At 67.9% G+C, this 11173-nt stretch carries 10 protein-coding genes; 1 reads left to right on the top strand and 9 read right to left on the bottom strand.

Annotated features, from left to right (window positions below; genetic code table 11):
- Positions 1 to 83: 83 nt before the first annotated feature.
- The 7 genes from ABIC50_RS20205 to ABIC50_RS20235 all read right to left on the bottom strand — a co-directional run bounded on the left by ABIC50_RS20205 (position 84) and on the right by ABIC50_RS20235 (position 8155).
- A complete protein-coding gene (locus ABIC50_RS20205; protein WP_354166450.1) occupies positions 84 to 1025 on the bottom strand; it encodes an ABC transporter substrate-binding protein in 942 nt (313 codons plus the stop codon).
- 34 nt (positions 1026 to 1059) lie between these two features.
- Entirely contained in the window at positions 1060 to 2844 is a 1785-nt protein-coding gene (locus ABIC50_RS20210; protein ID WP_354166453.1) for an amino acid ABC transporter permease/ATP-binding protein, read from the bottom strand.
- A 59-nt stretch (positions 2845 to 2903) separates the two neighbouring features.
- Positions 2904 to 4262: an LLM class flavin-dependent oxidoreductase gene (locus ABIC50_RS20215; RefSeq protein ID WP_354166455.1), complete on the bottom strand. Its 1359-nt coding sequence runs from the start codon at positions 4260 to 4262 to the stop codon at positions 2904 to 2906.
- 7 nt (positions 4263 to 4269) lie between these two features.
- The gene (locus tag ABIC50_RS20220) at positions 4270 to 5319 is read right to left on the bottom strand and encodes an LLM class flavin-dependent oxidoreductase (RefSeq protein WP_354166457.1); all 1050 of its coding nucleotides are present in this window, start codon (positions 5317 to 5319) and stop codon (positions 4270 to 4272) included.
- 39 nt (positions 5320 to 5358) lie between these two features.
- Complete coding sequence (locus ABIC50_RS20225) at positions 5359 to 6300, bottom strand: ABC transporter substrate-binding protein (protein ID WP_354166459.1); 942 nt, start codon at positions 6298 to 6300, stop codon at positions 5359 to 5361.
- Positions 6301 to 6365: 65 nt separating this feature from the next.
- Complete coding sequence (locus ABIC50_RS20230) at positions 6366 to 6926, bottom strand: GNAT family N-acetyltransferase (protein WP_175790182.1); 561 nt, start codon at positions 6924 to 6926, stop codon at positions 6366 to 6368.
- Between the two features lie 305 nt (positions 6927 to 7231).
- Positions 7232 to 8155, bottom strand: a complete 924-nt coding sequence (locus tag ABIC50_RS20235; protein ID WP_354166461.1) for a recombination-associated protein RdgC — start codon at positions 8153 to 8155, stop codon at positions 7232 to 7234.
- A gap of 241 nt (positions 8156 to 8396) precedes the next feature.
- Between ABIC50_RS20235 and ABIC50_RS20240 the strand changes: the two genes are divergently transcribed.
- Complete coding sequence (locus ABIC50_RS20240; RefSeq protein WP_471685801.1) at positions 8397 to 9464, top strand: hypothetical protein; 1068 nt, start codon at positions 8397 to 8399, stop codon at positions 9462 to 9464.
- Positions 9465 to 9541: 77 nt separating this feature from the next.
- On the opposite strand, the gene ABIC50_RS20245 is transcribed toward ABIC50_RS20240, so the two are convergent.
- The gene (locus ABIC50_RS20245; protein ID WP_354166464.1) at positions 9542 to 10579 is read right to left on the bottom strand and encodes a succinylglutamate desuccinylase/aspartoacylase domain-containing protein; all 1038 of its coding nucleotides are present in this window, start codon (positions 10577 to 10579) and stop codon (positions 9542 to 9544) included.
- Between the two features lie 247 nt (positions 10580 to 10826).
- Positions 10827 to 11102 carry a hypothetical protein gene (locus tag ABIC50_RS20250; RefSeq protein WP_105831075.1) on the bottom strand — a complete coding sequence of 92 codons (276 nt, stop codon included), beginning with the start codon at positions 11100 to 11102 and terminating at the stop codon, positions 10827 to 10829.
- Between the last annotated feature and the right edge of the window lie 71 nt (positions 11103 to 11173).

Here is an 11173-nt window from a genome sequence, read left to right on the forward strand (position 1 = left end):
CGATGCTTCGTCTCGCCCCGGCATGTCGATCGCGGACCGCCGGGGCGATTTCATTTCCTGCATCGATGCATCGGCCCGTCGAATCAGAACGACGGCAACCCCGGCGGATTCGTCTGCGCGCGCGCGAGCGCCTCGCTCTGCAACCCCCAGCGCGCGAGCGCCTGCCCGTAGCGGCCGTTGTCGATCAGCGTGTTCGTCGCGAGCGTCAGGGCCGGCGCGAGTCCGCTGCCGCGACGCGTCGCGATCGCGACATCGGCATTCGCCGGCCAGCCCGCGTTGACGACGCCGACCCGGCGGATCTTGCCGTCGCGCGCGGCCTCGTACGCGAGCGACGCGTTCGGGTTCAGCTCGGCATCCGCGCGGCCCGACAGCAGCGCGACGCGCGCCGCCGCATCGTCGTCGAAATAGAGCAGCTCGGTCGCCTTCGCCCCTTGCGCGACATTGCGCCGGCTCCATTCGAGCAGGATGCGCTCCTGGCTCGTCCCCGCCCCCGTGATGATGCGCAAACCCGCGATGTCCTTCGGTTCGGCAATCCTCGCGATCGGGCTCGCGTTGCGCACGTAGAAGCCGTGCAGCCCGAGCCGGTAGGTGGTGAAGTCGTACTTCTCCTTGCGTTGCTCGGTCACGCCGACGTTCGAGATCACCGCATCGTACTTGCCGGACGTGAGCCCGAGCGGCCAGTCGGCCCACGCGATCGGCACCAGCCGCAGCGTGCGGCCCAGCGCATCCGCGACGAGCTGCGCATAGTCGGGATCGGCGCCCACCACGGTGCGCGCGTCGGTCGCGTAGGTCGACACCGGCGGCGCATGCGGCGAGATCGCCACCATGAACGCCCCGTCGCGCACCCAGCGGTAGTGGCTGGCCGCGCGAATCGCCGCATCGTCGCGCGACGCACGGATCCGGCCGCTCTGGCGCGGATCGAGGTCCGCCGTCGCAGTGGCTGCATTGGCCGCAGCGGCGGCATGCCAGCGCAGGCCGGTTGCGGCCGCAAGCGCGGCCGTCATGAACTGGCGTCGGTCGATCATCGTCGGTCGCCTCGCAGGTGGGAAGCGGCGTGCATCACAGCACCCGCGACAGGAACGCGCGCGTGCGCGGATGGGCCGGTGCGTCGAGCACGACGGCGGGCGGCCCCGACTCGACGACGCGGCCGCGCTCCATGAACAGCACGTTGTCCGCGACTTCGCGCGCGAAGCCGATCTCGTGCGTGACGATCAAGAGCGTGGTGCCCGAGCGTGCGAGTTCCTTGATCACGTCGAGCACTTCGTTGACCAGTTCGGGATCGAGCGCCGACGTCGGCTCGTCGAACAGCAGCACCTTCGGGCGCAATGCGAGCGCCCGCGCGATCGCGACGCGCTGCTGCTGGCCGCCGGACAACTGGCGCGGGTAGGCGTCGGCTTTATCCGCGAGGCCGACGCGCGCGAGCAGCGTGCGCGCGGTGCGCTCGGCGGCCTCGCGCGTGACGCCCGCGACGGCGACGGGCGCCTCGATCAGGTTCTCGAGCACGGTCAAGTGCGGAAACAGGTTGAAGTTCTGGAACACCATGCCGACCGCCGTGCGCCGCTTCAGCACGTCGCGCTCCTTCAGCTCGTGCAGCACGTCGCCGTCGCGCCGATAGCCGATCAGCTCGCCGTCGATATCGATGAAGCCGTCGTCGACGCGTTCGAGATGGTTGATCGTGCGCAGCAGCGTCGACTTGCCCGAACCGGACGGCCCGATGATCGCCGTCACGCTGCCGCGCGGCGCGACGAACGACACGTTGTCGAGCACGCGCTGCATGCCGAACTGCTTCGACACGTTGTGCACGGCGACTTCGCCGCCGGCGCTCGGCAGCGGAGCGGCCGCGTCGTCGCCGCGTGCCGTTGCGGCGACGGTCGCGTGGCGTGCCGCGGCGCGCCGCCACAGCGCACCGATGCGCGCCAGCACGAACGTCAGTGCCGACGGCGGCGGGTTGCGCAGCGCGCCGCGCGCGTAGTGGCGCTCGACCTGAACCTGGATCGCCGACAGCACGGTCAGGATGATCAGATACCAGACGGTCGCGACCATCAGCAGCGGAATCACTTCGAGATTGCGGCGATAGATCACCTGCACCGTATAGAACAGCTCGGGCATCGCTAGCACGTACACCATCGACGTGCCTTTCGCGAGCGAGATGAGGTCGTTGAACGCGGTCGGCAGGATCGCGCGCATCGCCTGCGGCAGCACGATCCGCGTGGTCTGGCGGCCGCGCGGCAGGCCGAGCGCCGCGGCTGCTTCGAGCTGCCCCTGGTCGACCGCGAGAATGCCGCCGCGGATCACCTCGGCGGAAAACGCCGCGTGGTTCAGCGTGAGGCCGAGCACGGCCGCGAGGAACGGGCTGATCAGGTCGGTGGTCGGCGTGTCGAACCACACGATGTCGGTGAACGGCACGCCGAGCCGCACGTGTTCGTACAGGTAGCCGAGGTTGTTGAGGATCAGCAGCAGCACGATCAGCGGAATCGACCGGAACAGCCACACGAAGGTCCACGCGCTCGCGGCGAGCAGGCGCGAACGCGACAGCCGCGCCAGCGCGACGAACGCGCCGAGCGCGAAACCGAATACCGCGCCGAGCAGCGTCAGCACCAGCGTGCGCGCGAGCCCGGACAGCACCGGCGGCGACAGAAACCATTCGGCGAATACCGGCCAGCCCCATTGCGGGTTGCCGAGGATCGAATGCAGCGCGAGCGCGATCAGCACGAGCGCGAGCACGGTGCCGGCCGTGCGCGAGCGGTGGCGGGCCGGCACGATGCGCAGGCGCGTGCCGGCGTCGCGGACGCGGGACGAAGGAAGCGGCGGCAGTGCGCCGCCGAGATGGGTCGTGTCGCTCATGTCGGTGAAGGTCCTCGATCGGGTCGGTCGGACGCGCCGCGCGTGACGGCGCGTCGGCGTCACGCGTGCGCTTCGGCCGCGTCGTCCTGTTTTTGCACCGCGCCGGGCGCCGCATGGCGGCTCGCCTTGCGCGGCAGGCCGAGGTGGTCGCGCAGCGTGCTGCCCGGCAGGTCGCGGCTGTAGCGGCCGCGTGCCTCGAGCACCGGAATCACGAGGTCGACGAAGTCGTCGACGCCCTGCGCCTGCACCGCGAAGCCGAGGATGAAGCCGTCGCCGGCGCCGGCGTCGTGCCAGCGGATCAGCTCGTCGGCGACATGCTCGGCCGTGCCGATGAAGTTCGGGCGCGGCGTCGCGACGGCGAGCGCCGTCTCGCGCAGGGTGAGCTGCTTGCGCTTCGCGTCGGCCTTGATCCGGTCGGTGGTCGAGCGAAAGCTGTTGCGGCCGATGTCGCCGAGTTCCGGGAACGGCGCGTCGAGCGCGTACTGCGTGAAATCGTGGTGATCGAAATAGCGGCCGAGATAGGCGAGCGCCTCGTCGATCGTCAGCAGGTCGCGGATCGCCTGGTATTTGTCTTCCGCCTCGGCGGCCGTGCGGCCGACGATCGGGCCGACGCCGGGGAAGATCTTCACGTCGCCGGGCTGCCGCCCGTGCTCGACTGCGCTCTGCTTCACGCGCCGCGTGAACGCGGCCGTTTCGTCGAGCGACGGCGAATGCGTGAACACGGCATCCGCATACTTGCCCGCGAGTCCGATGCCGGTGTCGGACGAGCCGGCCTGGAAGATCACCGGCTGCCCCTGCGGCGAGCGCTGGATGTTCAGCGGGCCCGCGACCTGGAAGAAGCGGCCGTGATGGTCGAGCGTATGGAGCTTGTCGCGATCGAAGAAGCGGCCGGTCGCGCGATCGCGCACGAACGCGTCGTCGTCCCAGCTGTCCCACAGCCCCTGCACGACCTCGAGGTATTCGTCGGCGATCTCGTAGCGCAACGCGTGCTCGGGATGCGCCTTGCCGAAATTCTTCGCGGTGCCTTCGAGCGGCGTCGTCACGACGTTCCAGCCCGCGCGCCCGCCGCTGATCGCGTCGAGCGACGCGAGCTGGCGCGCGACCGTGAACGGCTCGCTGTACGACGTCGAGATCGTGCCCGCGAGGCCGATCTTCTTCGTCGCGACCGCGAGCGCCGACAGCACGGTCAGCGGCTCGAAGCGGTTCAGGAAGTGCGGGATCGACTTCTCGTTGATGTAGAGGCCGTCCGCGACGAACGCGAACGCGATGCCGGCGGCTTCCGCCTTGCGCGCGATGCCGATCGCGAAGTCGAGGTTGATGCTCGCGTCCGGCGGATTGCTCGGGTGCCGCCATGCGTTCATGTGGCTGCCTGCGCCTTGCAGCATCAGGCCGAAGGGAATCGATCGTCGGGTCGTCATGGGGGCGTCACGCGTTCTGGTCGGGGTAAAGGGAACGTTCGGCCGAAAGGGCCGCCTGCACGGGCGTGATCGACTGCGCGCCGCCGAGCCATTCGGCCGACGCGAGGCGCGCCGCGTAATCGGTCACCGGCGAGTCGATCACGAACGCCTCGACGTCGAGCCGCCGGCTCAGCGCATCGAGCGCGCGATGCACGCGCTCGGGCGTATCGGCCAGCACGGTCGGGCGCAGCTCGTCGATCCGGTAGTCGGACGCGCCGCTTTGCCGCGCGAATTCCGCCGCGGCCTGCGCGCTCGCCAGGTTGAAGCTCTGGCCGCCGGCGAACTGCAGCCGGAAGATCTTCAGCGGCCCGATCAGCTGCTCGGCCTCGTCGCGGGTCGGCGCGGCGACCGCGTACAGCGCGACGAGCGCGCGCGTGCCGCCCGCGTCGCGATACGCGGTGAGCGAGCGCTCGAGGTTCGCGTCGTCGCCGTTGAAGTGCCCCGCGTAGCAGAAGCGCCAGCCGTGGCGCGCGGCGAGCGCGCCGCTCTCGGGTGAGCCGCCGAGCAGGATGCGCTCGGGCGCGTGCGGCGGCACCGGCAGCGCGACCGCACCGGCGAGCGGATGATCTTCGGCGACGCCCCAGCCGAGGAACGCGTCGAGCGCCGCGAGCTGGCCCGCGAAGTCGGGTTTGTTCGCCTTGTCGTGAAACCACTGCAGCGCGCGCGTGGTGAGCGGCAGCCCGCCGGGCGCCTTGCCGATGCCGAGATCGACGCGGCCCGGCCCGAGCGCGGCGAGCAGCCTGAACGACTCGGCGACCTTGAACGGGCTGTAGTGCTGCAGCATCACGCCGCCCGAGCCGACGCGAATGCGCGACGTGTGCGCGAGCAGGTGCGCGACCACGATTTCGGGCGCGGAACTCGCGAAGCCCGGCGCGCCGTGATGCTCGGCCACCCAGAAGCGCTCGTAGCCGAGCTGTTCCGCGCGCTGCGCGAGGGTCGTCGTGAAGCGCAGCGCGTCGGCGGCGGTCGTGCCGTCGGCGATCGGGCTTTTATCCAGCAATGAAAGCGAATAAGACATGGTGTTCGGCGTTCCTGCGCAACGCGTGGAAGGGGGCGCTCAGATCTTCGGCAAGCCCGGCGGATTGGTGCGCGACTGGTCGATCGCTTCCGATGCGAGGTTCCAGCGCTCCAGGATCTGCTGGTAGCGGCCGTTCTTGATCAGCCCGTTCAGCGCGACCGTCAGCGGATCGGCGAGCCCGCTGCCGCGGCGTGTCGCGATCGCGATGTCGGCCGTGCGCGGCCAGCCGCCGCTGATCGCGCCGACGAGCCGCGTCTTGCCTTGCTGCGCGCTCTGGTACGCGAGCACCGAGTTCACGCTGAACACGGCATCCGCGCGGCCCGCCTGCACGGCGACGATTCGCATCGCCTGGTCGTCGTAGTACTGGACCTGCACGGGCTTCAGGCCGTGCGCGACGTTCTCGCGGTCCCACGCGAGCAGGATCTTTTCCTGGTTGGTGCCGGCGTCGGTCACGATGCGCAGCCCCGCGACGTCCTTCGGCTCGCGGATCGCCTGGATCCTGCTGTCGTTGCGCACGTAGAAGCCCACCTGGTCCTTGCGGTAGGTCGAGAAATCGAACTTCTGCTTGCGCTCTTCGGTGACGGTGACGTTCGAGATCACCGCGTCGACTTTCCCCGATTCGAGCGCGAGCGGCCAGTCGGCCCACGCGAGCGGGACGATCTTCAGCTTGCGGCCGAGGCTGTCGGACACGAGCTGGCCGACGTCCGCGTCGAAGCCGATCACCGTGCGCGCGTCGGTCGCATACGAGCTGATCGGCGGCAGGCTCGGCGCGACGCCGATCGTCAGCGTGCCGGCTTCGGCGAACTTGAACGACGCGGGCACCGCGCGTTCGACGGCCGCATCGGCCGTGCCGCGCGGGCGACCGCGCTGCTCGGGGCTCAGGTCGAAGGTCGCGGCGGCCGCGGCGATCGCGGTGACGCCAATCAGCGCGGCGGCTAGTGTGCGTAGCGCGCGCGGCGTGAAGGGTACGGCTCGTGGCATGGATGCGTCCTGTCGTTGTCGTGTCGTTGTGTGTCGCGGGAAACGGAGTCGGATGAAGCGGCGGTTCAGCGCGGCAGCACCGGTTCGGGAAGCGGCGCCCACAGATCGGCGAGCGTCGACGTGCGCGACGGGTCGGCGAGATCCTTGCCGAAGCGCAGGTGGAAATACGCTTCGGGGTCGATCGACGAATCGAACAGACGCGTATAACCGGTGCGGTCGTACAGCGCCCACGCTTCGGGCTGGCGAAAGCCGGTGGTGAGGTACACGCGTCGATAACCCTGCTGCGCGGCGCGCCGCTCGAGGGCGTCGACGATCACGCGTGCGAGCCCCTGGCGGCGCAGGTCTGCGCGGGTCCAGATGCGCTTGAGTTCGGCCGTCTGCGCGTCGTAGCGCTTGAACGCGCCGCCGCCGATCGTTTCGCCGTCGCGCAGCAGCAGCACGAACGCGCCTTCGGGCGGCGCGAACTGCTCGGCCGGGTAGCGCGCGAGTTCGTCGCGGGCGGACGCGCGGCTGTCGGGGCGGTACGCGTCGTAGCGCGTCGCGTATTCGTCGATCAGCGCGTCGATCAGCGGCTGGGCGCGGACATCGAGCGGTGTCGTGTCGATGATGCGGTCGTTCGTGGCCATGGGCATCGCGAAGGGCGCGCGATGCGGACATTCCTGGCGGGGGCGGGGCACACGGCCCGTCCGGTCGGTTCCGTTATCGCGACGCGGTTGTCGTGATGACGGCGGCCGCTCGGTATCCTGCGAGACATCCGGCGTGCCGCCGCCGTTTGGAACACGTTAGCGGTGCGGCCGGCAAAGACGAACGAAGCAATTTCGATAAGGATTTCGCGGCGGAGGTCAGAAGGCTTGCAGCGGGAGTGGGGTGGAGCGAACGCGCGTCAGCGCGACGCCCCGCCGTCGCGGGGCGAGGGCCCGCGACGACGAAGTCAGGCTGCTGCCGCCTGATGAATCGAGTCGTGCCGATCGCCACCCAGGATATCGACAAGATCGGTCAGCATCCGCCCCAATTCACCCGTCATCAGCGTGAAATCCGAATCGAAGCGTTCATCGTCATTTTGCGCAGTGGGATCCGCCGCCTCCTTGATCACGTCGAGCGGCGTGACACGCTTGATCGTCAGCGACGGTGTCAGCACGAATGAGATTCGGTCATCCCAGGTCATCGCGAGGCGCGTGCATTGTTTGCCGGTTTCGATATGCCGGCGCATGTCGTTCGCTTCCAGCGCGTGGCCGACGTATCGCACCGTGGCGCCACCTTGGTCGCTCGAGCGCAACTCGGCGTCCTGGTCCACGGTGAAGCCGCCCGGCGCCTCGCCGGACAGCAGCCAGTCCGTCATCGCTGCCACCGGCGAACGGGCCACATGAACACCGGCGAGCGGCAACGGGTCGATCGATTTGATGAGCAGGCTGCGAACGTCGTCGGCAAGTGCCTGTGCAGCCGCATCGATGACGAGCCAGCCGTTCGCCGTATCGATCCACACGCGGGTATCGCGACGAATGCTGAACGCGCGCGGCAGCAGTTCGTCGGTAACCTGCTCCTTGAGTTCGCGCAGTTGTTTCCGGCCGACTTTGAAACCCTGCTGCTCCTCGACCTCAAGCGCACGCGCTTTGGTGACTTGATTGACGACCGATGCCGGGAGCAGCTTCTTTTCGGCACGAAACAGCAGCAGCATCTGCCGGTTGATCGAATACACGAGCGCGCCGTCGTCACGCGGCGAAGCCCATCCGACGCGCTGCATTTCGACGCTGCTGCCGGGCTGGAACGCGTGGGGCGCCAGCCATTTTTCCATCTGGTCGGGGGTCACGGCCCAAGGTGCCGGAAGACGGTGAAGCTGAAGATTCTTGAACCACATAGGAGTACGGGCAAAGCGCATCATTCTATCTGACGGTGACGGTTCCCGGCCAATTCCAATCGTTCGACAACGTCGCGAAGATCGCCGACGCAGAGCCGCTGCGCGAACTGGCGGGCCGTTCAACGTCCACATGTAGCATCGGAGCGGTGCCGGGCTGAAATCGACGAGAAAGAGCCAATTGATGGCGGTATCGAGATTGGCGACAATGAATGCCATTCCAACAGAGGGCAAAAAAATAATGATGAATTCCGGCGACGGCCTGACCAGTCCAGCGCGGCTCCTGCGACTCGCGTCATGGGCAATTGCGATCATCTTCGCGGTCTTTCTGAACATGCTCGGCGGTCTGGTGATCCGCGACATGGCGTTCGCGCCGAGCGGCGGTCCGCCCGTCATCGAGCAATTCGCCGATACTCAGGCAAAGGCGCGGCTGGACGTGGCGCGGCGCGGTCTGCAGGCGCAGCACGACGCGCTTGTCGAGAAGGCCGACACAATGGAAGTGGCGCGCGGCCGCGCCGCGAAGGAGTACGCGGCCGAGAAGGAAAGTTTCCGCAACTGGCTGGCAACCCGCTCGGTGACGGGAGACAGCGCGAGGAACCCGGACATTCTGGCCAGAACGCACAAGCTTGATACGCTCCAGGCCGTGGTGGTCAACTGGCAGCATCAGATCGATGCGATCGGCGACCAGCAACGGGCACTGAGCTCGCAGCAGACTCAAGTGGACACGCAAATCGCCGAAGCGAACGCGGCAGCCGAACGGCGCTTCGACGAGGCAACACGGCACTACGAGATGCAGGTGTTCGGCCTTCGGCTGGCGCTGACGTTACCGATACTGCTGGTTGCGATCTGGCTGTTCATCCGCTACCGCAAGGTGCGCTACTGGCCTTTCGTGTATGGTTTTGGCCTGTTTGCACTGAGCGCGTTTTTCATTGAGCTGGTTCCGTACCTGCCGAATTTCGGCGGCTATGTCCGGGTTCTGGTCGGCATTGCACTCACGATATTCGCCGGCCTTTACATGATGAAGGCATTTCAGCGCTATGCCGAACGCAAACGGCTCGAATTGCAGCAGGATCAGGGCGCACGCGCGCGCGCGATCGGATACGAAAAAGCCGTTCGGTCACTCGAAAAAAAGCGCTGCCCGTCATGCGACAAACAATGGAATCTCGGCGGCGACGATTCCACGTTCTGCGTACATTGCGGATTGCGGCTTTTCAATGTATGCGAATGCGGCGGCCGGAATTTCTTCTTCTTTCCGCATTGCCATCAATGCGGTGCTGCGCAGGGAAATGAGTTGCCACGGTCGTCCGGCTGACGGTCGGCCTATGCACTGGCGCCGGCGTACGTCGGCTGTGACGCATCCTTCGCGGGGGCTGGTTGCGCCAGTCGCGATCACGCGATGACGCGCGGCGGCGTCGACGCCTCCGCCAGCTGAAACAGGCAATCGCCACGCTGCACCTGCGCCGGCACGCGCTTGCACACCACTTCGCCGTCGCCCTTGAAGCGATACAGCACCGGTTCGCGCAGCGGCGTATCGGGGAAGTGCACCCACGCGGCCGGCTGTCCGGCCTTCACCTGGTCGCCGAGTTCGACGAGCGGTTCATACAGCCCGCGTTCGTACGCATAGACGAAGTGGCGATCGCCGTCGACGCGCAGAAAGCGCGTGACGGTCGGCGGCGCGTCGGGCACGAGCGCACCGTGGAGCAGGCCGATATGGCCGAGGTAGTGCAGCAGCCCGTGGCGGCCGAGCCGGATCAGCGACGGATCGGCCATGCCCGCACCGCCGAGTTCGGTGACGATCGAGATCGCGCCCTGCCGGCGCGCGGCCGAGGCCGAATGCACCGGGTTCGGCGCGTGCAGCAGCGCGTTCGGCAACCCGAACGCGACGAGCAGCCCGTTGAGCTTCTCAGCCTCGTCGTCGTCGAGCGGGTCGATCGCGAGCATGTTGCCGCCCTGGTACAGCAGCGAGCTGCCGCCCGAATGCAGGTCGACCAGATACTGCGCGCGCGACAGCAGCGCATGCTCGATGTAGTGGGCGATCATCTGCGTCGGCGTGCCGGTCGGGTCGCCGGGGAAGCTGCGGTTCAGGTTGCCCCCGTCGAGCGGCGACACGCGCTGGCCCGCGTCGGCCGCGGGGAAGTTCGCCATCGGCAGCAGGATCAGCTGCCCGCTGACCATCTCCGGGTCGATTTCGCGGATCAGCTGCGACACGATGATCTGGCCTTCGTACTCGTCGCCGTGATTGCCGGCCATCACGAGCGCGACCGGGCCGTCGCCGTTGCGGATCGACGCGATGGGGATCGGCAGCCAGCCGTACGCGGAGCGATGCACGGAATGCGGCAGGCGCAGGTAGCCCGCATGCTTGCCTTCCGCATCGAGATCGATTTCGCAGTGAATGGGATTGCGGTGTGACGAAGAGGAGGAGGTCATGGCGACATCGTTCGAAGAACGGGAGTCTGCCATCTTATCGGGAAACGGCCGTTGCGCGGCGCGACGCGGGGCAGGCGATGCCGCACAACGTCGACCGGCCTGCGCGCGAAGGCGCGACATACGCAACCGGAGCGGCCGCCCGCGATGTTGCAGCGCTGATACGCATGCCGGTGTATCAGTTGGCCGCCCGCGCACGCGGGGTTGCGCGTCAGCCCTTGCCGCGACAGGGCCGGCGCGCGTGCTCGCGTCAGCGACCCGACGTTTCAGCTTCGATACGGCCTTCTTCCCACAGCGCCCAGAAACGGCTACCGGCGCGATACGGATTCGCGCGCCGCGCCGCGTGATCGGTGATGCCTTGGCGAAATGCGCCGTATAGCGTCAGCGGCGGGCTGTCGACGCACGCGGCCTCACGGACGGCGGGCGGCCGGTGCTCGGAGACGAGCCGCCGGATCAGCGCGGCGCCGTCGATCACGTCCAGTGGATCGATCGTTTCCGCGCGGCTGATGACTTCGACGGTATTCATGTTGGGCTCCCCGACGTCGTATTTCACAGTCAAGAAGCAATAAGGGTGCCAGCGACGAAATGCCGCGCGCC

The sequence above is a fragment of the Burkholderia sp. 567 genome (genome assembly GCF_040545115.1).
GTDB classification, from domain to species: domain Bacteria; phylum Pseudomonadota; class Gammaproteobacteria; order Burkholderiales; family Burkholderiaceae; genus Burkholderia; species Burkholderia ambifaria.